The organism is Myroides odoratimimus (assembly GCF_030326305.1).
In the GTDB taxonomy this organism is placed as follows: domain Bacteria; phylum Bacteroidota; class Bacteroidia; order Flavobacteriales; family Flavobacteriaceae; genus Flavobacterium; species Flavobacterium odoratimimum_A.
Genome location: NZ_JACAKB010000002.1, coordinates 161,899 through 185,450 on the forward strand (window position 1 = coordinate 161,899; position 23,552 = coordinate 185,450).

The following is a 23,552-nucleotide window of genomic DNA, read 5'->3' on the forward strand; positions in this document are numbered from 1 at the left end:
GCTATTTACTGTCAATCAAACACCTATAAAAGAGAAAAGGTCAGAAACATACGTCTCTGATCTTTTCGAAAATAACTGAATAACTCCACACTTTACAGTATGTATAAACCTCGTTTTTTGAAAGCGATTAGAACTCGTGCTTTATTGACTTATAACGCTAATAAAAAAGTAAATAGACACGCGTATTCTAACCTCTATGTACAGCTAAGGATTACTCTGCTAGATCATATCTATACTGAATATTATTGGTTTTACATCTATTTGTACCATCCTTTCTCCTCACAGCACATCCTAGGAGAATAGTTGATATATAAAAGGAGCATTCTTCGACAAACAAGTCCTCCACTCCACTAATATCGAGGGATTGTCCATGAATTGTCGAAGAGGTTTACTCTAAGCCCCACGAATACTACAATCAGCAGGTATAGTACATAATAAGGTATAATACACAAAAAACATATAACAAATTAATAAACAACAACTTAAACAAAAAACAGGCGTTAATAGGCTTAAAAAAAACAGATATCTTTTTTCAATTAAATAGTTCAGGCCCCATTAAATTAAGCTGAAAAATAAAAAAGTACCTTCTAAGAAATCTTTTGGGTATATAAATTGCCTAAGAAAGAATTTAAAAAGTAAAAAAAAGGTCAAAGATTATCTCCTTGACCTTTTATATTATCCACTAAATATATAACCTTACTTTATAAAGCCACTTCGTTTAATTCACTTCTATACTTTTCTATTTTCTCTTTTAGTTCTGCTGCGAGTTCACTATTTATAATACCATTCACCTCATCAAAATTTTCATAATACTTAGGCAATGCAAAGCTGTCCTTTACTTGTCCTCCAAACTGAGGGAAGACAGTCTTAGCGATATTCAATGAATTCTGTCCTCCATATCCTCCTGGTGATGTAGACATTAAGAACATCGGTCGCTCTTGGAATAGCTTTAACTCTATTCTAGAACACCAATCAAACAAATTTTTAAAACAAGCTGTCCAATTGCGGTTGTGTTCAGACATAGAACAGATGATAGCATCAGACTGTTTTATCTTTTCTAAGAATAACTTCGCTCCTTCTGGAAAACCTTGCTTCTCTTGATCTACAGAAAACAGAGGTACTTTATAGTCATTCAGATCTATCACTTCCACTTCTCCCGCTGGGAACAAAGGCACGGTATACTCAACTAACTTTTTATTAATAGAAGTACTCGATGTACTTGCTCCAAATCCTAATATTTTCATAGCTTATTTATTGTTATAGTTTATCGTATGCAGGAAACGCTCTAGATACTATTCTCTTCCATTCTGGATGGCGCTTAATATAGGCATATACTAACGGGCATAATGGGTACAGCTCATAGCTATGCTCTTCTATATACATCAGACTCTTTTCGATCAGAGCAGTAGCCACTCCTCTACCTGCTAGCTCTTCTGGGCTCTCTGTATGAATAAGTTTAATAATATTACCTTCTTCAGCATAATCTATAAATGCAGTATGACCATCTACTGTTAATTCAAAACGGTTAGTATCAGCATTTTTATTTACTTCTAAATTTACAAATTCTTCTTTCATATCCTATACATTTACTTGGTTAATTATCCTCTATTACAAAATTAGAACTAAATCTCGTCTACTAGACTTGACCTAGATTAAGTTTATTGTACTTTTCTACATAAAGATCACACCGATACATCCTGTGCTAGTAAAATACTTCAATCTCTCCCACCCCTTTATTTAAAAGAAAAATTAACTACTTAATGAATAATAACAAACATTTTATCTCAATAAAAAACATAATTTTTTATGTATTTATATTTTTTGGCACGATATATGTAAATCACATATTACAACAAAAACAACAAAACTTTCTTTTTCTTAAGTGACCTAGTTACCCCCAAATAACTAGGTCACTTTTTTTATATCCTTTTGACTACTTCGTTTTTACAGCCGTAGGTTCCCCTATTCACTGTCATAATATAGAATATCCCTCAGTTGTTATTAACTATTCTATAACAAAATCATTTATCTTAAAAAGATTTTAATATTTTTGCGACACTAACTAAAATGTACATAACATGTTTGGAGACTTAATGGGCATGATGGGTAAACTACAAGAGACCCAAGCTAAGATAGAAGAAACAAAGAAGAGATTAGACACCGTATTAGTAGATGATCAGAGTAAGGATGGGTTACTAAAAGTAACGATGACTGCTAATAGAACTATTCGTTCTCTATCTATCAGTGATGAACTAATGGAGGACAAAGAACAACTAGAAGATTACTTAGTCATGGTACTGAACCGTGCTATCGAAAAAGCCTCTGCTATCAATGAAGCAGAATTAGCTGCGGCTGCTAAAGATGGAATGCCGAATATCCCTGGACTAGATCTATTTAAATAATATTATGAAAAAAATTGTTTGTGCTCTTTTACTTGCTACTGGGGCGTTATTCGTGTCTTGTAATAAAGAAGAAACTAAAGGTAACCTTACTGTTACAGGTAAAGTAGATGGATTTAAACAAGGTAAATTATACCTATTTCAGATTCAAGATACTGTATTTAAAGCAATAGATTCATTAAATGTAAAAGGAGACGCTAACTTTAAGTTTGACTTAAATATTGATTCTCCTGAAGTATTCTTTTTAACCTTAGACCGCGGTCATTCTAACTCTCAGGACAACCAGATTATGTTCTTCGCTGAGCCTGGAAAGATGACAATCAACACGACTCTAAAGAATTTTTATAGTGATGCTAAGGTGACAGGTTCTAAATCTCAAGAGGTGTATGATGAATATCTAAAGACTCGTTCTTTAATCATCGATAAACAGAATGGTTTATTAGTAGACATCTTTAATGCTGAAAAAGAACAAAACACTGCTAAAAAAGATAGCCTTACTAATCTATCTAAGAAGCTTACTATCAGAAAGTATCTTAATGCTGTAAACTTTGCTATTAATCATAAAGACTCTGATGCGAGTCCTTATATCGCATTGACAGATTTGTACAATGCTCATACTAAGTTATTAGATACGATCTATAACTCTCTATCTCCTGAAGTAACTGCTCGCAAATACGGAAAGCAACTGAATGAGTATATCAAAGAGAGAAAAGAAGCAGAAGCACAAGTGACAACTACTCAGAATACAACTACTGAAGTTCAAGAATAATCAAAAAACGCCTTATAGGCGTTTTTTTTTATATATTTATATCTATGTCATTAGCTATTCAATTACAGCAGTCATTACAGCTCTCTACAGAAGAAGCTTCTATAGTAGAAGGACTATTCTCTTCTATACAATTCAATAGAGGAGAGACTATTATTACTCCACTTCAGAAGAGTGCTCCTCTGTACTATATCACAGAAGGGTATATCCGTATCTATGCTCTAGTAGATGATAAAGAGGTCACACAGTGGATAAGTGGAGCGGGCTACTTTATGACTGACTTGTCTAATTGGCTATTTGGCACACCTATTAGATGGACAATAGAAGCTCTTACGCCTGTCACAGCATTACAGATTACCTCTACAGAATACAAGACATTAGCAAAGCAGATCCCTAATTGGGCAGAAAAAGAGAGAGGCTTCATCGGTCACTGTTTCACACAGATGGAAAATAGAATATTTCAATTTATCTCTTTAACAGCAGAACAGCGCTATCTCCACTTTATGGATCAACTAGGGTATTTATTTAATGAAGTACCTCATCAGTATATTGCATCCATGCTAGGTATGACACCTGAAACACTGAGTAGAATAAGAAAAAAACAAACGAAAGCACTCTAATTACTTCTCATACACACCACCTTCATTCTCTAATTATAGTGACTCTATATAAATGAGCTTCTTAGATATAGAGATTAGTCCTCATTCTTTTATTTTATATTTGTGTAAACCAAAAAACACAATGTAAAATGAATCTTGAACAACAATTAAAAAGTAAGATAGATTTAAAAACAAAACCTCTACAAGCATTAGGTCTATTAGAGAAGATAGCTTACAAAATAGGAAAGGTACAACAGACTCTGACACCTAATCTAGTAACTCCTACTATCATCGTCTTCGCGGCTGATCATGGACTAGCAAAAGAAGGTGTGAGTGCTTATCCTACTGAAGTCACTTATCAGATGGTACTTAACTTTCTTAATCATGGTGCGGCTATTAATGTATTCTGTAGGCAACACAATATCAATCTAAAAGTAGTAGACGCTGGTGTGAGTAAAGACTTTGCCTCTCATCCTGACTTAATACAAGCTAAAGCAGGTCATGGCACTCATAATATGATCTCTGGCCCTGCTATAACTAAGGATGAACTAGCCTTCTGCTTCGCTTCTGGAGAGCAAATAGTGAGAGATATCGCTACTACGGGGACAAATATTATAGGATTTGGAGAAATGGGAATAGGAAATACTTCTTCTGCTTCTTTACTGATGAGTTCTCTATTAGATCTACCTATAGATAAATGTGTAGGGAGAGGAACTGGTCTAGATGATGAAGGATTAAAAAGAAAAAAAGAAATCCTTACCAATATTATCAATACTCATCCAAAACCTGCGAATGCAAAAGATGCTCTAGAACAATATGGAGGATACGAGATCGCTCAGATGTGTGCTGCTATGCTAGAGGCATACAGACATAATATGATCATATTAGTAGACGGCTTTATCGCATCAAGTGCATTCTTATGCGCGGCTAACTTAGAGCCAAAAATAACTGATAACGCAATCTTCTGTCATAAATCTGATGAGATAGGTCATCACTTATTGATTCGCTCTTTTAATGAACAGGCAATTCTAGATATGAACTTACGTCTAGGAGAAGGTACTGGATGTGCTCTAGCATATCCACTAATACAGAGCGCTGTAGCATTCTTAAACGAAATGGCTAGTTTCGAATCTGCAAATGTTTCTAACAAATGATCCGAAAAGAACTCACTTACTTTCTGACGGCTATCATGTTCTTTACGAGAATACCTATTCCTTTTAAAGTTCCTTATAGCCATGAGATCATGAATAAGTCTCAGAAATATTTCCCCCTGATAGGTTATCTTGTAGGTGGTATGGCAGTACTCGTCTATTGGGCTACCTCCTATTTATTCTCTGCAGATATAGCTATCGTGCTCTCTATGGTGAGCACAGTATTACTGACTGGGGCTTTTCATGAAGATGGATTTACAGATGTCTGTGATTCTTTTGGCGGTGGATATGGCAAGGAAAAGATTATGACGATCATGAAAGATAGTCGTATAGGAGCTTATGGTGTCATAGGTATCGTTCTATTACTCCTGTTGAAGTTTCTTGCCTTGCATAATATTGCCGAGTTATCTACTTCATTTTTACTCGTAGTGATGCTAAATGGACATATCACGAGTAGATTTCACGCTGCTACAGCCATATATACTCATCGATATGTAAGAGATACAGATGACAGTAAGTCTAAGCCAATGGCTAATCAAAAGCTGTCTTATTCATCCTTACTGTTTTCTCTGATGCTAGCGATCGTCCCTTACATACTATTTGATAACTGGTTATTTATTATAGCTTTTTTTGTTAGCTACATCGGAAAAATGTATCTAACTATGTACTTCAAAAAACACATAGGCGGATATACTGGCGACTGTCTTGGCACAATACAGCAGGTATGTGAAGTCTTATTTTACTTAACAACACTAACACTATGGAAATTTTTGTAATCCGTCATACGAAAGTAGACGTTCCCCCAGGCCACTGTTATGGGCAGACTGATGTCAATCTATTAAATAACTATCCTGATGATATAACTACCTTCAAGGATAGAATCCCAAATGATATCGACACTGTTATCTCTAGTCCTCTAAAGAGGTGTACTTTTATAGCGGATTACTTCTCTCAGTGGTACTCTACGGATGACAGACTCTTAGAAATGAATTTCGGACAATGGGAAATGAAAAAATGGGACGAAATACCAAAAGATGAATTACAAAACTGGATGGATAAGCTCGCACAAACTTGTCCTCCTTATGGAGAGAGCTTGTCTATAGTACAAGACAGGGTATCTTCTTTCTTAGATGACCTGCGCAAAGCTGAGTATAAAAAAGTATTATTAGTCACTCACGCAGGACCGATAAGATGTATGTGGAACTACCTATTACAAACTCCAATCAACAACACCTTTAAAGTGCCTGTAGATTATAATGAGGTCTTTCACTTTAATCTAGGAACCACTCCTCAGGATGACTTTATTCTACAGAAAGCTTAGCTCCCTTGTCTGATTACTTTTCTTGATAAATGTCAAGAGGTGATAAATGGAGATATACAACCTTTGTCTATCTAATTTACAATCTTATGACAATAGAAACGAGTATCACGATTAAAGCTACTAAGGATGCAATATGGCAAGTATTAATGAACTTCTCTGAATATCCTGAATGGAATCCTTTTATACTATCCATCACAGGTGAACCAATAATAGGGAAACAAATCAATATTAACCTACCTGAGATGAAGTTTAAACCTATAGTTCTAACTAATCAAAAAGAACGACTCTTTAGTTGGAAGGGAAAATTAGGGATAAAAGGGATATTCGATGGACATCATCAATTCGAAATACAACAGCTAGATGAGCAACATTGCTTATTTATACACAGAGAGGTATTCAGTGGAATATTAGTTCCCCTATTCAAAAAGAAACTACAAACTAAAACTAGACAAGGCTTTGAAGCTATGAATATCGCTTTAAAAAACAGAGCTGAGAAGGCATAAAAAAACTCGTGAAGCAATTCACGAGTTTTGTTTTTATTTATCTACTTCTATTTCTGCATTGATATGAAGTGGGTCATAACTGATCACTTCCCAATCTTTACTTAACAGGTCAATATAGTAGTAGTTTACATTATCATCTTTGTCAAAAGCACCATTTTTATTGATATCTTCTATTGTTCTAAAATACAATCTATTCTGACTATCAATAACTGTCCAATCTAACAACTCGTGTAGATCAGCACTTAACTTCTTAAAGTGTGTACCATCTCCCTTACTAATATACAATGTCTTGATATCATTAGAGTCTACCTTGCCATCTCTATTCGTATCTGCATCGAATAGACTGTACACTAATATATTCTTCTTAGTCTTCTCTGCTATCGTATTAAGGTAAGATACATTCTGTATCTGCACTTTCTTATCTGTTAATGGTCTAATTTGTAAAGAATCTTTATGTTGGAACATAAGGTTCTCTAGATACCCTGTTAGTTCAAAAGGCGCATAGTTAGATACAGTATAAGAAGTTTGGTTTACTTTACTCATACCACTTTTAGAAGAATAGCTATATACTCTAATCTCTCCTATAGGATGGATCAGGTGATCTGATTTTCCCATCATAATAGGAAGGTCAGCTATGCGAATATCTTCTGAACGGTCTCTTTCTTTCACCACTTCAGTTGTAGCAGCAGAGGTACCGTCTTCTTTATAAATAACTTTTGGTTTTTCGCCTTCTTGTTTACAAGCTGTTACTAAAAATAGTACGCTTAAAAACAGGGTTATTCTTACTTTCATAATAGAAAATTTAATACTTCAAAGATACATAATTAGTATTTCTGTACACAACACTAACTCAGCATTTTTTCAACAAAGCTTTATAGTTAATAATATGAGATTTGTCTATCCTCTAAAGAAATGTGATTCAAAGACTCCTTCATTTCCTACATTGTCCTTTACCTTTATAACTACATCGTTTCGACCAGTCACTACTTTGCCATCACTAAACTTGTGTACAATCTTACGTGTCTTGTAATCATAATCTAACAATATCCAATTGCCATTGATAAAGCCAGTAATTGTATTAATGCCCGATAAATCATCTTTAATCAAGAAAGATATCTGAGACTCTTTAGTTAACCATTGTCCTTCTGTGAAACTAGGTTTTTCTATAACAGGCGCTTTTTCATCCACTAAGATTTTATAATCTCCAAAGCTCTTGGTGTAGATTGACCACAAATTACCTTTTTTAGTAGTTTTAAAATAATCTCTTCTACCTCCATCTACTCTAGCAATAAATGCTTTGTCTCGATTAGAGATATTCATAGAAGACGTGTCAAATGACACAAGAATATTCTTAGCTAGAGGAACAACAGGTTTATGCAATTTTAAAACACCATCTTCTACAGACATATCCATCAAAAAGTCATTGTAAAATGTCTTAATAGGAAAACTCACTGTTACGTTCTTCTTCTCAAAAATGTAATCTCTATCAGTAACTATCTTGTATTCTCCTTTTGCTACTGACTTCTTCACTTTAGCAGTCGCATCTGTATATTCTACAGGAATATTGATCGTTTTCTTATTCCCGTGATAATCTGACAACACAATACTATAATTATAATTCTGTCCATTCTTAACAGTGACAATTCCTTTATTAGGATCTACTTTTAAAACAGATAGATTATAAGGTTTCTCATAGAACAGTTTTTGCACTTTTTTCTTTGTTGACACATAGCGTTCATAGTCTATTAGAGCATTGACATATCCAGTCTCAGAGAAAGAAAAAGTATCAAACTTATAAGAGAATAAAGCCTTGCCATTTACAAAAGTCTCAACCATGTATACGCCATTCTTATTGGTATTAAAATTCGCAGTATCATGAATATCTATTCCAAAACTAATGTCTCCCCTAGCCTTTACTGGAGAGGTCAAAAAACTACCATCATTCTGTGTCACATAAGATAACTGCTGTGGAGTCTCACTATCATTAGCCATAGCTCCATCGCCAACAGGGTATACATAAAGTCCGTTAACAGTAGGGGCTTGAGTATCTGTTAGCAACTTATCCATTCCTTCTTTTAATGGATTAATGATATTCTGTGTCTTTGTATCGCGAATCTCATAGTGAAGGTGAGGACCTCCAGATCCGCCTGTATTTCCAGTATATGCAATGATTTGTCCCTTCTTCACTAATACTTCATTCTTACGAGGAAAAATCTCTATCTCAAAACTCTTCTCTGAATAATGTCTATTCAATACAAGAGTAGCAATATCTCCAGCATAAGAATCTAAATGTCCATATACAGTAGTCTGTCCATTAGGATGATCAATATACAAAGCCTTACCATATCCCCAAGTCGATACTTTTATACGAGATACATATCCATCTGCTGGAGCATAAACTGGTAAACCAATTCTCTGCTGTGTCTTTATATCAAGACCTGTATGGAAATGGGTTCCTCTTAATTCTCCGAAATTACCAGAGGCGTGTATGTTAATATTTAAAGGACTATCGAAGGTTTCGGTATTTTGTGCATAAGCAAAAGTTTCTAATACACTTAAAAAAAGACTAGGTAGTATTCTAACTTTCATAATTTTTAAAACATTTCTGCTAAAATACATAATAACCCCATAAAAAATAGTATTATCTCTAAAAATGAAACACATAGCTAAAAGCTGTTTAAAGAAAAAGATAAATAACCTTTTTTTTTACAGAAAACTTTTTTAAATTTAAATACTAATTGTAACTTTGTTGAAAGGATAGTGAATAACAAGTATAATGAGCGAGCTAACTGATATTATTAATTCTTTAGAGGTAAAGTTTGCTAAACTTATGCAAAGGCTAAGTGTCTTGGAGGCAGAGAACAAACAGTTAAAAACTAGTTTGGAGCAAGCTCAAAAAGAGATTCATAAAAATGAAGAGCAATTAGACTCTATTTATAAAAAATATGAGTCAATACAATTAGCAAATTCACTATTGGGCAGTGAAGAAAATAGAAGAGATACGAAACTCAAGATAAATTCATTGATTAAAGAAATAGATCAGTGTATAGCTCATCTCACAAAATAGGAGAAATATGAGTCAAAAAGATGAACAATTAAAAATAAAACTATCTATAGCTGATAGAGTGTATCCACTAACGGTAGCATATTCGCAAGAGGAAGGACTGCGATCGGCATCGAAGAAGATAGATTTAATGATACATCAATTTGAGGAAAACTATGCTGTAAGAGATAAGCAAGATGTTCTAGCGATGTGTGCGTTACAGTTCGCATCACAAAATGAACAAAAGACAATTGACACTACAGATAGTTATAACAAAGCTGTAGAACGTTTAATCAGATTGGATGAAGCTTTAGATCGTGTGCTTTCTAAAAAAATATAACAATTCGTTCTTAACATAAGATACTAAAAATACTGCTCACATTAGTACTGTTTGATAAACTCAACACAAACAAATTAAAATGGGTGAATCTTTGCAACTAAAGCATGCTGCCTTGCGCAGATCCTTGAAAAGCAAGCTAACTCAAAACTTGTTAATAAGAGAGTTTACGCGACTCAAACTAATGTGGGCTTTTTTTATATATAATTTATAGAAACATTTATGGAAATACTAATGATCGTTGGGGGAATAATACTTGGTGCTGCAATAGGCTTCATGGTGGCGAAGTACCTTGAAAAAAACCATGCTTCCTCAATATTGTCTAATGCTCAAAACGAGGCCAAAACGATATTGCGTGATGCAAAAATTGATGGAGAGGCAATAAAAAAAGAAAAAATATTACAGGCTAAAGAGAAGTTTATAGAGTTAAAATCTGAACATGAACAAGTAATCTTAGCTCGTGATAAGAAGATGGCAGAGGCTGAGAAAAGAACTAGAGATAAAGAGTCTCAAATTTCAAGTGAATTAGCTAAAGCGAAGAAAGCAAATGATGAAAGTGAAAAAAAGGTTGCTGAATACAACAATAAGCTTGAAATCATCGAAAAGAAACAAGAAGAGGTAGATAGACTTCACCGTTCTCAAGTAGAACAGTTAGAAATCATCTCTGGTCTTACAGCTGAGGAAGCAAAAGCTCAAATCGTAGAAAGCCTTAAAAATGAAGCAAAAGCAAATGCTATGGCTTCTATACAAGAAACTATCGAAGAGGCGAAGCTTACTGCTCAGCAAGAGGCTAAAAAGATTATTATCAATACTATTCAACGCATAGGAACAGAAGAAGCTGTAGAAAACTGTGTATCTGTATTCAATATTGAGTCTGATGATGTAAAAGGTAGAATCATCGGTAGAGAAGGTAGAAACATTAGAGCTATAGAAGCTGCTACTGGAGTAGAAATCATCGTAGATGATACTCCTGAGGCTATTATTCTATCTTGCTTTGACCCTGTTAGAAGAGAGATTGCTCGTCTATCTCTACATAGATTAGTAACAGATGGTCGTATCCACCCTGCTCGTATCGAAGAAGTAGTGGCTAAAACAACTAAACAAATCGATGAAGAAATTATCGAAATAGGTAAGAGAACTGTTATTGATTTAGGTATTCATGGTCTACACCCTGAACTAATCAAAATAGTAGGTAGAATGAAATACCGTTCTTCTTACGGACAAAATTTACTACAACACTCTCGTGAAGTAGCTAAATTATGTGGATTGATGGCTGCAGAACTAGGTCTAAATGTTAAGCTAGCTAAACGTGCTGGATTACTTCACGATATCGGTAAAGTTCCTGAAACAGAAAGCGAATTACCTCACGCTATCTTAGGTATGCAGTGGGCAGAAAAATATGGAGAGAAGCCTGAAGTATGTAATGCAATAGGTGCTCACCACGATGAGATAGAAATGACTACATTAATCGCTCCGATTATACAAGTATGTGATGCTATCTCAGGTGCTAGACCAGGTGCTAGACGTCAAGTATTAGATTCATACATTCAACGTCTTAAAGATTTAGAAAGTATAGCTAATGAATTCGGAGGAGTTAAAAATGCTTATGCTATTCAAGCAGGACGTGAATTGCGTGTTATCGTAGAAAGCGAAAAAGTAACTGATGAAATGGCTGCTACTCTTTCTTTCGATATCTCTCAAAAAATCCAAACAGAAATGACTTATCCAGGTCAAGTGAAGATTACAGTAATTAGAGAAACTAGAGCAATCAATATTGCTAAATAATAAAGACTACAAGTCACAAAAAAGAGCTATTCGTTTGAATAGCTCTTTTTTTACATCTTACCAGCACGTGGATGAAACTCTTCTAATACTGACCTCAAACGCTCTGTACTAATATGTGTATAAATCTCTGTTGTGGTAATAGACTCATGCCCTAACATTAGTTGAATGGCTCTTATATCTGCTCCATTCTCTAATAAATGTGTAGCAAAGGAGTGTCTAAAGGTATGTGGACTAATATTCTTTTCTAAACCTACTTCCACAGCTAAACGCTTAATAATAGTAAATATCATAGCACGAGTTAACTGTCCTCCCCTTCTATTTAAAAACAAGATATCAGAACTATCTTTCTTGACTACCTGATGAGACCGTATAGAATCATTATACAATACGATTAGCTCCATACTATTATGATCAATAGGTACAAAGCGATGCTTACTCCCCTTACCTATAACTCTAATAAATCCTTCTTCAAAAAAGAGATCTGATAGCCGAAGCCCTACTAATTCACTTACACGCAAACCACAACTGTACAAGACTTCTAACATCACTTTATTTCTAAAGCCTTCTGGAGTAGATTGATCAATTGACCCTATAAGCATGTCTATTTCTTCTACACTTAACACATCTGGTAATTTACGTCCTGTCTTAGGAGTTTCTATCAACTCTACGGGAGAAACCTTTAGATACCCTTCTAAGATAAAGTAGTTAAAAAAGTTCTTTAATCCTGATATTATACGTGCTTGTGTAGTAGGAGCAACTATATCAGCAATACTATACAAAAACTCCTGTACCACACTAACATCTATAGTCTCTAATAAGACTTGCTCATCATACCCTTCTATATACCCGATAAACTTACGAATATCTAACTCGTAACTCTCTATCGAATTAAGTGAGAGCCCTCTCTCTAACTTTAAATAAGTCGTAAACATCTTAATAAATCCTTCCCAATACCCAGAAGCCATAATACATTCTTTTATATCTCAAATATACAAACAAAAAAAGAGCCTCTAAAAAGAGGCTCTCTATATTCAAATAAGATTTTATTCTAATTAGAATTTGTAAGTTAAACCGAATGTAGCTGTATCAAAGAAGTTATTGAATACATTTAAGTCAGTATTAAACTCGTTAACTGATTTTCCACCATCAGCTTTAGCTGAAGAATAAGAAATCACATCACCTAAGTTAAAGCTGATTGCGATACTTTCAGTAACGAAATAGTTTAATCCAAGATTTAAACCTGCTCTCATTCCTTTAGTTTTTACTCCATCCATACCTTCTTTAATTTGGTTGTATCCAACACCAACTTCAGCATAAGTTTTGAAACGTTGTCCTAATTCTAAGAAATAATAACGACCAAATACACCTCCGTAGAAGTTATTATTTTTATCAACTTTAGTTCCATCTTTCTTTTTGTTATCAGAACCTACTTCAAAAGATGCTCCTACAGCAAATTTGTCAGATAACATATATCCTACTTTAGGATTGAAATTGAATACGTTACTTTTTGTATCGTCATTTTTATCATTCTTAGAATTGAATCCAAAATTTCCTTCAACAAATACGTTAGTTTCTTGGAATCCGAAAGTTGGTTTTTCTGTTTCTTGTGCGTTAGCAGTGAACCCGAAAGCTGCAACTGCAACTAATGAAAGTACTAGTTTTTTCATGTTTTTAAGCTATTTTTAATTAACAATTCAAATGTAGCGACTATCACCAAGAGCGATGTAATTTTTAATATTAAAATAACAATTACATAACACAAAAAACAATAAAACAACACTAAAACACTAATAAACAAGATAATAGTAAATTAAAATAAATTCATAAAAAATAGTTAAAAAACATATTTTTAAACACAAAAAAACATTTATTATCTTATTCTACACCATAATTAGCATTTATAAAATGTTTTTTAACATAAATAACAATATAAAATACATATAAAAACAAAAAACAGTATTCTTAAAGTCGTAAGAAACTATTTATAAAAACACTATATAACATATAGTAAGAAGTATAAATCATTTTTTAAGCGACTGATTAAGTATTAAATAATATATTTGTCAGAAGTAAAATGACCTTCATGAAAATATTAATTATAAATGGACCTAATCTGAATCTTTTAGGGAAAAGAGAACCTGAAGTATATGGTAACACTTCTTTTGAAGATTACTTTCAAGTTCTTAAAGCTAATTACCCTGAAATAGAGCTAGAATATTATCAATCTAATATAGAAGGAGAGCTTATTAATAAGATACATGAAGTTGGCTTTAGCTACGATGCTATTATCTTAAATGCAGGAGCGTATACACATACCTCTATCGCTATAGCTGATGCCATCTCTGGTATAACAACACCTGTTATCGAAGTACATATCTCTAATACACATAAGAGAGAAGATTTTAGAAAACATTCTTATATATCACCAGTATCACATGGAGTAATATTAGGTTTCGGACTAAAAAGTTATGACCTAGCTATTGCTTCTTTTCAGTTATAATGAAACATTCTTTGTTTAAGTATATTACTTTTATATGCTTTGTGCTCCTATCTATATATAGTAGTTACGCACAAGACACAACTGTATATGGAAAAGTCGTAGACTTAGAGGGTAATCCTATAGAGAATGCTTTAGTATTTATAAAAAGAACAGACAAGCAAACTATCACTAATAAAAATGGAGAATTTCAAATACAAATAACCTCAGGGCAATATATCTATGCCCAAAAGGAAGATTACACAATCAAAAGAACAGAGTACTCTCCTAACAAAAGTACTTATGATAAGTTACAATTAGTACTAACACCATTAAAACAAACAGATATTTTTTATGACAACCCTCAAGATGAATACGCTGTTTTCATTATGGATCTAGCTAGTACACATAAGAAAACTAACAACTTAAAGAAGTACACTCTTGACTATTATTCTAAGGGAAATTTACAGCTTGCATCTGGAAGGGAAACGTTCTTAGGTCAAAAACGAAAAGATTTAGACCCCTCACTAGATATAACAGATGTAAATAACTATATCTATCTAGGAGAATTATCTTCTCAACAAACTGTACTCAATGAAGATTATGGCAAAGAAAGGGTTATTGCCTTTAATGAAATAGGTAAGGCAAAAGATCTTTTCTTCTTAACAGCAACAGATAGTGATATTAATTTATACGATAAAATCGTTTCTAATCAGATCAATGTAATCTCTCCTTTGATGTCCTATGCTAAAACATATTACTATTTTAAATTACTGAAAAAAGAGACAGATTCTTTAGGAAATGATATATATACGATAAGCTTTACTCCAAAAAGAGATAGAGAACCTATCATGGAAGGTAAAATAAAAATCACTAGCGATAAATGGCAAATTACAGAACTCTATGCCGCTATGAATGGAGAAAATGTAGGATTAAAGAATGTGAAACAAGTAGTAATCACTCAACAATATAAACACAACGCTGCATTAAATCTATACCTTAAAGAGAGCCAGAACTTATATTTAAAAGGAAAGTTCTTGGTCTTTGACTATGTTGGTTCATTTAAAGCACATTATACAAATTACCAAACAGACAACTCTATTAATAAATCGCAATTCAGTAATGAATTAATCCAATATTCAAATAACTTTTTACATCAGCCAGAAAGTTATTGGGAAAAGAACAGACCATATCCATTATCTAAAAAAGAGATGGCAACTTTCAATGAACAAGAAATAAAAATTCAGGAAGCCACTAAAGCTACATTAGATTCAATAGATAATAGAACTAATAACTTCACTCTTTTTAAGCTAGTCAAAGGATATCAACATTTAAATTCTTATAAAAACTCAGCTATTACCTATCGTGGATTACTTTCTACCTTTGCATTTAATGCTGTTCAGGGATTTAACGTTACCACGGGCTTAGATTATGTAAAAGTAAAAGATGACTACTCTCAAACTAAACTAGGTACAATCGTCAACTATGGTATCTCTGAAAATAAATATAGAGTATCAGGATATGCATCTCACATATTTAATCAAATAGACTATAATACTATCACTATCTCTGGTGGTAGTACCATCTTACAGTTTAATCAAGATGATCCTATTAAAACTCCTATTAACTCTTTTGCAAGTGCTTATTTTGGTAAAAACTATGCTAAATACTTTCAAAAAAGTTATCTTCAAATCAAGTATGAACAATATGCATTTAATAGATTTAAGTTTAGTGGGTTATTAGAATATGCTCATAGAAAATCATTAAGCAATAGTCTTAACAGCCCACCATTTGCTCCACAAAAAGACTTTACATCTAACAACCCTTTAGATCCTACAGATTTTGATAATGCACCATTTAAAGATAATTCTATCTTTAAATTTAACTTAGGATTAAACATAATCTTTGACCAAAAAATAATCACTTATCCTGATTACAAACAATACTTACCTACTTCTAAGTATCCTATTATATCACTTACTTTAGATAAGACATTGAATGCTACAACCAGTAATTACAACTATACCTTTGTATCATTTGCAACGCAATACAATGATAATATCGGTAAAATAGGGAACTTATACATAGGGTTAGCAGCTGGAAAATACTTAGAGCAAAACGACATAGCCTTCACAGACTATAAACACTTTAATGGTAATAGAACCTTTATAGGATCAACCGCTGTTTATAACAAACAGTTTAATCTACTACCATACTATGAGTACAGTACAAATAAATCTTATATTGAGTTCCATTTAGAACATGACTTTAGAGGGTATATAATGAATAAAATTCCTCTATTAAATAAAACTCGATATTCTATAGTAGTGGGATACCATATGCTGAATGTTCCTGATAAAGATGTGTATGGAGAATACAGTATAGGCTTAAACAACTTTGGTTTTGGAAAGTTTAGACCATTTAGAATAGACTTCTTTAAAACTGTTTCGAATGGCCCTTATAAAAATTTTGGTTTTGTATTTGGTATTAAAGTACTCGATTTAATCCAAAAGTAATAACGCTGTATTATCATTTGATATTCAATAAGAATAGAAGTCGTTCTTATTATAGACTCTTACTTTACAAGCTTAGTTTAAAAGAGTGCTTAGCTGTCTACAATTACACAACAGATAGAATAACCACGACTTCAAAAACCTGAATCTTGAAATATCAAAAACTACATTCATAAATAAGTATATAAGAACCGGCATTCTTCTCAGTGTATATTTAGTAGTTAATGAAGTTTATACTGTTATACTAGCACATTTCTCGCACATTTCTCGCACATTTCTCGCACATTTCTCGCACATTTCTTCGACAAAAACACCTTCTAGGCAGGAAAACCCCTATAAAGTGCAAGCCTTACGCTTATATCTTAATACCAAATATTGAAATCACACCCCCTGTACTAATTTAAGATATTAACTACTGTTTACGTTTTAATCATTTCACACCTATTGGTATTACTTAAACAATACTTTTATAAAGTCTTTTTAATCAGAATTAGGTATACAACAAAGAACTCTATCTACAGACATTATTTACAAAAAAAGGATTAAGCTTGACTTAATCCTTTTAATATATTCTAGTACTATTCTTCTATTCTTTCTATATGAGCTCCTAAAGCACGTAATCTATCATCTATAGCTTCGTATCCTCTATCTATTTGCTCTATATTTTGAATTTCGCTTACTCCTTTAGCTGATAAAGCAGCTATCAATAAAGATATACCAGCACGAATATCTGGAGAAGACATCTTCGTTGCTTTTAACTGCGACTTAAAGTCATGTCCTATAATAACAGCTCTATGTGGATCACATAAGATGATCTTAGCTCCCATATCAATTAGTTTATCGACAAAGAACAATCTACTTTCAAACATCTTTTGGTGGATTAATACCTCTCCTCTAGCTTGTGTAGCAACTACCAAAATAACACTTAATAAGTCTGGTGTTAGACCTGGCCATGGTGCATCTGCTATAGTAAGTATAGAACCATCTATAAAGTTTTGAATCTCATATCCATCCGTGTGAGCTGGAATATAAATATCATCTCCCCTCTTCTCTAAAGTAATTCCTAGTCTTCTAAATGTATTTGGTATCACTCCTAAGTGCTCCCAACCTACATTCTTAATTGTAATTTCACTTTGTGTCATTGCTGCTAATCCTATCCATGACCCAATTTCTATCATGTCAGGTAGCATCGTATGTTCACAACCTTTTAATGCTGTAACTCCTTCGATAGTTAATAAATTAGACCCTACACCTTGAATCTTAGCCCCCATAGAATTCAGCATTTTACACAATTGCTGAATATATGGTTCACAGGCAGCATTATAGATAGTAGTAACACCTTCTGCTAACACAGAAGCCATCAATATATTAGCAGTACCTGTTACAGATGCTTCATCTAACAACATATCAGTACCTACTAACTTCTCCGCCTCTACTCCATAGAAATATTCTTCTCTATTATATCTAAATGTGGCACCTAATTTTATGAATCCATCGAAATGTGTATCTAGTCTTCTACGTCCTATCTTATCTCCTCCTGGTTTTGGGATATATCCTTTTCCAAAACGAGCTAATAAAGGACCAACCATCATAATAGACCCTCTTAAGGCTTTGCCATCTGTCTTAAAATCATCTGAGATAAGATAATCTAAATCTAAATCATCCGCTTGAAATGACATTTTATTAGGACCTAACTTTTCAATCTTAACTCCTAATTTGCCTAATAACTCTATTAATTTATTTATATCAATGATATCCGGTATATTAGAGAGTACAATTCTTTCTGGCGTTAACAAGACAGCACATAAAATCTGTAATGCCTCATTTTTAGCACCTTGAGCATATACCTCTCCTTTTAGCTTAAAACCTCCTTCAATCTTAAATGTACTCATTACTTCTTACCTTTTGAATGATAGTTATTACTTTTATATTTCTTATTGTTGTTATTGTTATTGTTGTTGTTAGAATTACTCTTTTGGTTATTTGAGTGATTCGTTTTATTAGATTGCTTTTTATTTACCTGCATTAGATTAGCAGTAGTAGATAATTCTTCTTCTTTTTTAAATAAATTTATCTTTCCATTAGACAATTCACATAGATGTTCAAAGATTACTTCATCCTTTACTGTCTCTTTATTCCAACTTAGATAACTCTTCTTCATATGATTAGCAATCACAAGTATCAATGCATCCTTCATCTCGCCATCTTCCCATGCTATGGCCTTATTAATCATATAAGTAATATTATTACCATAAAATCTATACTTAGGGTGATTCTGAGGATAAGCTAATTTCTCAGGTTTTGTAAATATAGTTTCTTGTGTTGCAATAGGGAAAGGACTATCAACATCTAATTTAAATTCAGACATCATGAATAATTGATCCCATAACTTATGTTGAAAATCTGGTACGTCACGCAAGTGCGGATTCATACTTCCCATCACACTAATAGCATATCTAGCGCCATTATTTCGCTCTTCTCTATCTTCGATTTTACAGATATGGTCAATCAAACTATGTAGATGACGTCCATATTCAGGTATTATCAATGGTTTTCTTAAGGAATTGTAATCTAAATGAGTTACTGCTTCTTTGGAATCAAATTTCATATTATCAATGCTGTTATATTGGGATAATTACTTCTTAGTTCTCGTATCACCTAATACTTGAAAAGTAATTTATTTAAAAATAGGTAAAAAAAGGATTATAAAGAAACTATTCCTTCAATAGTTGAAACTGCAATATACTTATCAATGATTTCTTGTGCATTTTTCACTGTAAGTTTTACAGAAACACTTGCAAATTTTCCAGTACTTGAATTCTTAATTTGAATATCAGCATTACAACCGTCAAAAGCCTCTTCTACTCTCGCAATTTTCTCTGGTTCACCAGGCACTATAAATTTATAAAGATAAGGTCTTGGCCACGTTTTATCGTCTTCTAATTGCTCTTTTAATCTTTTATAAAATTCTATTGTCTTATCGTCCATATCGTTTTTATTAGGCAAATATAATCAAATTAACCACTATAATTTTCAAAAGATGTAGTTAAAACTCTTTTGCAGACCACATTTTATTGTACTTTTGCACCTTTGATATTTACAGCAAAATGGACACAAAAATAATCTTAATCATTGGAGGGCCCGGATCTGGTAAAACTACGTTGATTAACGAACTTACTAACAAAGGATATGTTTGCTATCCAGAAATATCTCGTGCGGTAACCAAAAAAGCCCAAGAAAAAGGTATTGATCAATTGTTCTTAACAGAACCTCTATTATTCAGCCAATTACTTTTAGAAGGAAGAATCGAACAACATAAAGATGCTGTTAAAGAATCAGCGAATATTGTTTTTATAGACAGAGGAATTCCAGATGTACTAGCTTATATGCATTACACAGGAGATAAATACCCTGAGAGTTTTGATATAGCATGTAAACAACATCTTTATCACCAAATCTTTTTGTTACCTCCTTGGGAATCGATATACCAAAGTGATGAACAACGATATGAGAATTTTGAGCAAGCTAGCCAAATACACGAACATCTTATCTCAACATATAAGAACTATGGCTACGATCTAATCGAAGTTCCAAGAGATACAGTTGAGAATAGAATTGATTTTATATTAAGCAGAATTTAAGAAATCATCATATTTTAGTTAAAAGGGTTATAGTATTCAAACTATAACCCTTTTATTTACAACATTTTTTGTAAATTCGTTATCATATTTTCATTTATTCCTGCTAGAACATGACTACACCAATTGAAATTCTTCAAAAGTACTGGAATTACGACAGTTTTCGAGAGCCTCAGAAAGACATTATAGATTCTGTCCTAGCAAAGAATGATACTTTTGCATTGCTCCCTACAGGAGGAGGAAAAAGTATCTGTTTTCAGATTCCTGCACTTTTATTACCAGGAACATGCCTTGTAGTTTCTCCACTGATAGCGCTAATAGAAGACCAAGTAAACAATCTTAATAAACTTAATATAAAGGCTACTTCTATTATAGGTGGTACGCCAATGCATGAGATAGATGCAATATTTGACAATTGCTTGTATGGAAACTATAAATTTCTATACATATCACCTGAGCGATTAAAACAGACGTGGATACTTGAACGAATAGAAAAGCTTAAAATCAATATTATCGCCATAGATGAAGCACACTGTATATCTCAATGGGGACACGATTTTAGGCCGGCATATCTAGAATTAAGCAAACTACGCGATATTTTTGCAGAAGTACCTATTATTGCACTAACAGCATCAGCTAATAAAAAAGTAGTAGAAGACATTTGTACAAATCTTAAACTTAATTCTCCTAAGCTATTTACGAAAAGTTTTTTTCGAGAAAACCTTATTTACGGTGTTTATAAAGTAGAAAACCAACTGAGTATGGTTCTGCGCATATTACAAAAAAATCCTGCGCCAACAATAATCTATGTTCGCAATAGAAAAGAAGCTTTTTTCTTCTCCAACCAATTAAATCAAATGAACTATAAAACTACTTTTTTTCACGGTGGTTTATCTATCATTGAAAAAAAGAAAAGAATGCAAGATTGGATAGAAGAAAAAACACCTATTATAGTTGCTACTAATGCTTTCGGAATGGGGATTGATAAAAAGAATGTAAAAAATGTAATCCATATACAAATACCCGAAAACATAGAAAATTATTATCAAGAAGCAGGACGAGCAGGACGAGACGGTAATAAAGCATTTGCAACCATGCTAGTAACAGCACAAGAAATCAAGTATAATAATGAGATGTTTGAAACAAATCTCTTTGACAAAGAGTTTCTTAAACGCATATATCGAAAACTCAATAACTTTTTAAGTATTGCTTATGGAGAGGGATATAATTGTACTTACAGTTTAAATTTCAACAAATTCTGTAATCATAATAACTTTCCTCATAGAAAGGCTTACAACGCTCTACAATTCTTAGATAGACAAGGTATTATTCGATTATTAGAAAACAGTAAAAACAAGACTAAATTACTCTTTACTGCTCCTAGTAGTAAAATATTGGATATAACGTATGACAATGAGAGTTACGAAAATATTATTCACTTTATATTACGTACTTATACAGGAATACATGAATATGAACAAGACATAGATTTACATCTAATAGAACAACATACTGGCGAAAGTCAAGAGAGTATTATAGCCTGTTTAAAGGATTGTCATGATCAAAACTTATGCAACTACATTCCTGAAGAAAATGACCTCACAGTCATATTTAATGAGGCCTGGGAAGAAGACAGAGCACTATATCGTACATTCCCTTATTTAAAACAACAAAATGAACAAAAGATAAATCAATATAAATCACTCTTATTTTATATTGAAAATGAAGATATTTGTAAAAACAAAATACTTCTAAAGTATTTTGATGAAAATAAGGCAACTGATTGTGGTACTTGCTCTACATGTATTTCTAATAAAAAGAAATGTAATACTAATAGTGCTATTATTGACAATATATTCGAAATTCTATTACATAGCCCTAGTACTATTCAACAGTTAGAAATAGAACATGGCATCGACAAAGAGGACATTATATACTCATTACAAGTATTACAAGAACAAAATAAAGTTAAAATAAACCTAGAAAATCAATATTTAGTAATATGAAAGACTTACGTATCGTATTCATGGGAACTCCAGACTTCGCAGTTGGAATTCTAGATGCTATATATACAAATAATTATAATGTGGTAGCCGTAATAACTGCACCTGATAGACCTGCAGGTCGAGGTCAAAAGATAAAATACTCTGCAGTTAAAGAGTATGCTTTAGAAAAAAAACTTCCAATACTACAACCGACAAACTTAAAAGATGAAGAGTTTTTAAGTGAATTAAAAAGTTTTAATGCCAATCTTAATGTAGTAGTTGCTTTTAGAATGTTACCAGAAGCAGTATGGAGAATGCCAGAATTAGGTACCTTTAACTTACACGCATCACTTTTACCTGATTATAGAGGAGCTGCCCCTATTAATTGGGCTATTATAAATGGAGAGACAACAACTGGAGTATCTACATTCTTTATAGACGAAAAAATAGATACAGGAGCTATCATTCTTAAAAAGGAACTAAATATTGGGACAAATGAAAATGCAGGTGAATTACATGATAGGCTAATGATTTTAGGAGCTTCTACAGTACTAGATACATTAGAGTTAATAAAGCTAGACAAAGTTACCACAGTAACACAACCAAAAGAAGAAACCAAAACTGCTTATAAATTAAATAAAGACAATACTAAAATTAACTTCACACAAGCGGGTCATCAAATACACAATCTTATTAGAGGCCTTAGTCCATATCCTACAGCATGGTGTTTTTTTAAAGATAAAAGCAACGAATGGTCAGTTAAAATATATGAAGCTAATTATGAAGAAGATAGCCACAACCATCCTATTGGCAAAGTAGTTTCTAGTAAAAAAGAGCTTAAAATTGCTGTTGAGAAAGGTTTTATCAATATTTTAAGACTTCAATTTCCAGGTAAAAAACCCATGAAAGCCAACGAATTACTCAATGGAGTGACTTTTAGTGAAGATGCAATAGCATTATAAACAACTATAAATCAACACTTAACAAATTTATAGTTTATTTTAGCTTTTAAATCACTTTGATTTATCAAATTTTT

The 23,552-nt window shown here is 32.8% G+C and carries 24 protein-coding genes and 1 other RNA gene; 16 read left to right on the forward strand and 9 right to left on the reverse strand.

The window, feature by feature from the left end:
• Positions 1–701: 701 nt before the first annotated feature.
• Together HX049_RS02355 and HX049_RS02360 are read right to left on the reverse strand one after the other, a co-directional pair.
• Positions 702–1,244 (reverse strand): NADPH-dependent FMN reductase, encoded by a 543-nt coding sequence (locus HX049_RS02355; RefSeq protein ID WP_286413728.1) that lies wholly within the window; start codon positions 1,242–1,244, stop codon positions 702–704.
• A 13-nt stretch (positions 1,245–1,257) separates the two neighbouring features.
• Positions 1,258–1,575, reverse strand: a complete 318-nt coding sequence (locus HX049_RS02360; protein ID WP_286413730.1) for a GNAT family N-acetyltransferase — start codon at positions 1,573–1,575, stop codon at positions 1,258–1,260.
• A 503-nt stretch (positions 1,576–2,078) separates the two neighbouring features.
• Here HX049_RS02360 and HX049_RS02365 point away from each other — a divergent pair.
• From HX049_RS02365 to HX049_RS02395, 7 genes are all read left to right on the forward strand, one after another.
• Positions 2,079–2,402, forward strand: a complete 324-nt coding sequence (locus HX049_RS02365) for a YbaB/EbfC family nucleoid-associated protein (protein WP_286413732.1) — start codon at positions 2,079–2,081, stop codon at positions 2,400–2,402.
• A 4-nt stretch (positions 2,403–2,406) separates the two neighbouring features.
• Complete coding sequence (locus HX049_RS02370) at positions 2,407–3,168, forward strand: DUF4369 domain-containing protein (protein WP_286413735.1); 762 nt, start codon at positions 2,407–2,409, stop codon at positions 3,166–3,168.
• Positions 3,169–3,212: 44 nt separating this feature from the next.
• Complete coding sequence (locus HX049_RS02375) at positions 3,213–3,785, forward strand: Crp/Fnr family transcriptional regulator (RefSeq protein WP_286413737.1); 573 nt, start codon at positions 3,213–3,215, stop codon at positions 3,783–3,785.
• A 128-nt stretch (positions 3,786–3,913) separates the two neighbouring features.
• Complete coding sequence (gene cobT / locus HX049_RS02380) at positions 3,914–4,918, forward strand: nicotinate-nucleotide--dimethylbenzimidazole phosphoribosyltransferase (protein ID WP_286413739.1); 1,005 nt, start codon at positions 3,914–3,916, stop codon at positions 4,916–4,918.
• Positions 4,915–5,691: an adenosylcobinamide-GDP ribazoletransferase gene (locus HX049_RS02385; RefSeq protein ID WP_286413741.1), complete on the forward strand. Its 777-nt coding sequence runs from the start codon at positions 4,915–4,917 to the stop codon at positions 5,689–5,691. Before cobT ends, HX049_RS02385 begins: the two co-directional genes overlap by 4 nt.
• Positions 5,676–6,236 carry a histidine phosphatase family protein gene (locus HX049_RS02390; RefSeq protein WP_286413742.1) on the forward strand — a complete coding sequence of 187 codons (561 nt, stop codon included), beginning with the start codon at positions 5,676–5,678 and terminating at the stop codon, positions 6,234–6,236. The genes HX049_RS02385 and HX049_RS02390 overlap by 16 nt, the downstream gene beginning before the upstream one ends.
• Before the next feature lie 86 nt (positions 6,237–6,322).
• Entirely contained in the window at positions 6,323–6,739 is a 417-nt protein-coding gene (locus tag HX049_RS02395) for an SRPBCC domain-containing protein (RefSeq protein ID WP_286413744.1), read from the forward strand.
• Positions 6,740–6,772: 33 nt separating this feature from the next.
• Here the strand turns inward: HX049_RS02395 and HX049_RS02400 are convergent, their stop codons facing one another.
• Both HX049_RS02400 and HX049_RS02405 read right to left on the reverse strand, forming a co-directional pair.
• Positions 6,773–7,531, reverse strand: a complete 759-nt coding sequence (locus HX049_RS02400) for a hypothetical protein (RefSeq protein ID WP_286413745.1) — start codon at positions 7,529–7,531, stop codon at positions 6,773–6,775.
• Positions 7,532–7,636: 105 nt separating this feature from the next.
• Positions 7,637–9,403 carry a M23 family metallopeptidase gene (locus HX049_RS02405; RefSeq protein WP_353653709.1) on the reverse strand — a complete coding sequence of 589 codons (1,767 nt, stop codon included), beginning with the start codon at positions 9,401–9,403 and terminating at the stop codon, positions 7,637–7,639.
• A 112-nt stretch (positions 9,404–9,515) separates the two neighbouring features.
• On the opposite strand from HX049_RS02405, the gene HX049_RS02410 reads away from it, so the two are divergent.
• From HX049_RS02410 to rny, 4 genes are all read left to right on the forward strand, one after another.
• Positions 9,516–9,806, forward strand: coding sequence for a hypothetical protein (locus HX049_RS02410; protein ID WP_286413748.1), 291 nt, complete (start codon positions 9,516–9,518; stop codon positions 9,804–9,806).
• 7 nt (positions 9,807–9,813) lie between these two features.
• On the forward strand, positions 9,814–10,122 hold the full coding sequence (locus HX049_RS02415; protein WP_006257033.1) for a cell division protein ZapA: 309 nt from the start codon (positions 9,814–9,816) through the stop codon (positions 10,120–10,122).
• A 58-nt stretch (positions 10,123–10,180) separates the two neighbouring features.
• A non-coding RNA gene (gene ssrS / locus HX049_RS02420) (6S RNA) lies at positions 10,181–10,288 on the forward strand.
• Between the two features lie 53 nt (positions 10,289–10,341).
• On the forward strand, positions 10,342–11,904 hold the full coding sequence (gene rny / locus HX049_RS02425) for a ribonuclease Y (protein WP_286413750.1): 1,563 nt from the start codon (positions 10,342–10,344) through the stop codon (positions 11,902–11,904).
• A gap of 50 nt (positions 11,905–11,954) precedes the next feature.
• Here rny and xerD read toward each other — a convergent pair whose 3' ends face one another.
• Positions 11,955–12,869, reverse strand: coding sequence for a site-specific tyrosine recombinase XerD (xerD, locus tag HX049_RS02430; RefSeq protein ID WP_286413751.1), 915 nt, complete (start codon positions 12,867–12,869; stop codon positions 11,955–11,957).
• An 87-nt stretch (positions 12,870–12,956) separates the two neighbouring features.
• On the reverse strand, positions 12,957–13,571 hold the full coding sequence (locus HX049_RS02435; RefSeq protein WP_286413753.1) for an outer membrane beta-barrel protein: 615 nt from the start codon (positions 13,569–13,571) through the stop codon (positions 12,957–12,959).
• Between the two features lie 416 nt (positions 13,572–13,987).
• Between HX049_RS02435 and aroQ the strand changes: the two genes are divergently transcribed.
• Together aroQ and HX049_RS02445 are read left to right on the forward strand one after the other, a co-directional pair.
• Positions 13,988–14,404, forward strand: a complete 417-nt coding sequence (aroQ, locus tag HX049_RS02440) for a type II 3-dehydroquinate dehydratase (protein WP_286413754.1) — start codon at positions 13,988–13,990, stop codon at positions 14,402–14,404.
• Positions 14,405–14,445: 41 nt separating this feature from the next.
• Positions 14,446–16,896: a DUF5686 family protein gene (locus HX049_RS02445; RefSeq protein WP_286413756.1), complete on the forward strand. Its 2,451-nt coding sequence runs from the start codon at positions 14,446–14,448 to the stop codon at positions 16,894–16,896.
• 575 nt (positions 16,897–17,471) lie between these two features.
• On the opposite strand, the gene murA is transcribed toward HX049_RS02445, so the two are convergent.
• The 3 genes from murA to HX049_RS02460 form a co-directional block, all read right to left on the reverse strand.
• Positions 17,472–18,785 carry a UDP-N-acetylglucosamine 1-carboxyvinyltransferase gene (gene murA, locus HX049_RS02450; RefSeq protein WP_286413758.1) on the reverse strand — a complete coding sequence of 438 codons (1,314 nt, stop codon included), beginning with the start codon at positions 18,783–18,785 and terminating at the stop codon, positions 17,472–17,474.
• The gene (locus HX049_RS02455; protein WP_286413760.1) at positions 18,785–19,501 is read right to left on the reverse strand and encodes a DUF4290 domain-containing protein; all 717 of its coding nucleotides are present in this window, start codon (positions 19,499–19,501) and stop codon (positions 18,785–18,787) included. Before HX049_RS02455 ends, murA begins: the two co-directional genes overlap by 1 nt.
• 95 nt (positions 19,502–19,596) lie before the next feature.
• Positions 19,597–19,881 carry a DUF493 family protein gene (locus HX049_RS02460; RefSeq protein WP_006260705.1) on the reverse strand — a complete coding sequence of 95 codons (285 nt, stop codon included), beginning with the start codon at positions 19,879–19,881 and terminating at the stop codon, positions 19,597–19,599.
• Between the two features lie 119 nt (positions 19,882–20,000).
• Here HX049_RS02460 and HX049_RS02465 point away from each other — a divergent pair, with 119 nt between their 5' ends.
• The 3 genes from HX049_RS02465 to fmt all read left to right on the forward strand — a co-directional run bounded on the left by HX049_RS02465 (position 20,001) and on the right by fmt (position 23,478).
• On the forward strand, positions 20,001–20,534 hold the full coding sequence (locus HX049_RS02465; RefSeq protein ID WP_006257043.1) for an AAA family ATPase: 534 nt from the start codon (positions 20,001–20,003) through the stop codon (positions 20,532–20,534).
• A 110-nt stretch (positions 20,535–20,644) separates the two neighbouring features.
• Entirely contained in the window at positions 20,645–22,537 is a 1,893-nt protein-coding gene (locus tag HX049_RS02470; protein WP_286413761.1) for a RecQ family ATP-dependent DNA helicase, read from the forward strand.
• Entirely contained in the window at positions 22,534–23,478 is a 945-nt protein-coding gene (fmt, locus tag HX049_RS02475) for a methionyl-tRNA formyltransferase (RefSeq protein WP_286413764.1), read from the forward strand. The genes HX049_RS02470 and fmt overlap by 4 nt, the downstream gene beginning before the upstream one ends.
• The last annotated feature ends 74 nt before the right edge of the window (positions 23,479–23,552 follow it).

What these genes read in the sequence shown, in the direction of transcription:
- HX049_RS02355 (WP_286413728.1), bottom strand. Translation starts at nt 1,244, where the DNA reads ATGAAAATATTAGGATTTGGAGCAAGTACATCGAGTACTTCTATTAAT.
- HX049_RS02360 (WP_286413730.1), bottom strand. Translation starts at nt 1,575, where the DNA reads ATGAAAGAAGAATTTGTAAATTTAGAAGTAAATAAAAATGCTGATACT.
- HX049_RS02365 (WP_286413732.1), top strand. Translation starts at nt 2,079, where the DNA reads ATGTTTGGAGACTTAATGGGCATGATGGGTAAACTACAAGAGACCCAA.
- HX049_RS02370 (WP_286413735.1), top strand. Translation starts at nt 2,407, where the DNA reads ATGAAAAAAATTGTTTGTGCTCTTTTACTTGCTACTGGGGCGTTATTC.
- HX049_RS02375 (WP_286413737.1), top strand. Translation starts at nt 3,213, where the DNA reads ATGTCATTAGCTATTCAATTACAGCAGTCATTACAGCTCTCTACAGAA.
- cobT (WP_286413739.1), top strand. Translation starts at nt 3,914, where the DNA reads ATGAATCTTGAACAACAATTAAAAAGTAAGATAGATTTAAAAACAAAA.
- HX049_RS02385 (WP_286413741.1), top strand. Translation starts at nt 4,915, where the DNA reads ATGATCCGAAAAGAACTCACTTACTTTCTGACGGCTATCATGTTCTTT.
- HX049_RS02390 (WP_286413742.1), top strand. Translation starts at nt 5,676, where the DNA reads ATGGAAATTTTTGTAATCCGTCATACGAAAGTAGACGTTCCCCCAGGC.
- HX049_RS02395 (WP_286413744.1), top strand. Translation starts at nt 6,323, where the DNA reads ATGACAATAGAAACGAGTATCACGATTAAAGCTACTAAGGATGCAATA.
- HX049_RS02400 (WP_286413745.1), bottom strand. Translation starts at nt 7,531, where the DNA reads ATGAAAGTAAGAATAACCCTGTTTTTAAGCGTACTATTTTTAGTAACA.
- HX049_RS02405 (WP_353653709.1), bottom strand. Translation starts at nt 9,403, where the DNA reads ATGTGTTTCATTTTTAGAGATAATACTATTTTTTATGGGGTTATTATG.
- HX049_RS02410 (WP_286413748.1), top strand. Translation starts at nt 9,516, where the DNA reads ATGAGCGAGCTAACTGATATTATTAATTCTTTAGAGGTAAAGTTTGCT.
- HX049_RS02415 (WP_006257033.1), top strand. Translation starts at nt 9,814, where the DNA reads ATGAGTCAAAAAGATGAACAATTAAAAATAAAACTATCTATAGCTGAT.
- rny (WP_286413750.1), top strand. Translation starts at nt 10,342, where the DNA reads ATGGAAATACTAATGATCGTTGGGGGAATAATACTTGGTGCTGCAATA.
- xerD (WP_286413751.1), bottom strand. Translation starts at nt 12,869, where the DNA reads ATGGCTTCTGGGTATTGGGAAGGATTTATTAAGATGTTTACGACTTAT.
- HX049_RS02435 (WP_286413753.1), bottom strand. Translation starts at nt 13,571, where the DNA reads ATGAAAAAACTAGTACTTTCATTAGTTGCAGTTGCAGCTTTCGGGTTC.
- aroQ (WP_286413754.1), top strand. Translation starts at nt 13,988, where the DNA reads ATGAAAATATTAATTATAAATGGACCTAATCTGAATCTTTTAGGGAAA.
- murA (WP_286413758.1), bottom strand. Translation starts at nt 18,785, where the DNA reads ATGAGTACATTTAAGATTGAAGGAGGTTTTAAGCTAAAAGGAGAGGTA.
- HX049_RS02455 (WP_286413760.1), bottom strand. Translation starts at nt 19,501, where the DNA reads ATGAAATTTGATTCCAAAGAAGCAGTAACTCATTTAGATTACAATTCC.
- HX049_RS02460 (WP_006260705.1), bottom strand. Translation starts at nt 19,881, where the DNA reads ATGGACGATAAGACAATAGAATTTTATAAAAGATTAAAAGAGCAATTA.
- HX049_RS02465 (WP_006257043.1), top strand. Translation starts at nt 20,001, where the DNA reads ATGGACACAAAAATAATCTTAATCATTGGAGGGCCCGGATCTGGTAAA.
- HX049_RS02470 (WP_286413761.1), top strand. Translation starts at nt 20,645, where the DNA reads ATGACTACACCAATTGAAATTCTTCAAAAGTACTGGAATTACGACAGT.
- fmt (WP_286413764.1), top strand. Translation starts at nt 22,534, where the DNA reads ATGAAAGACTTACGTATCGTATTCATGGGAACTCCAGACTTCGCAGTT.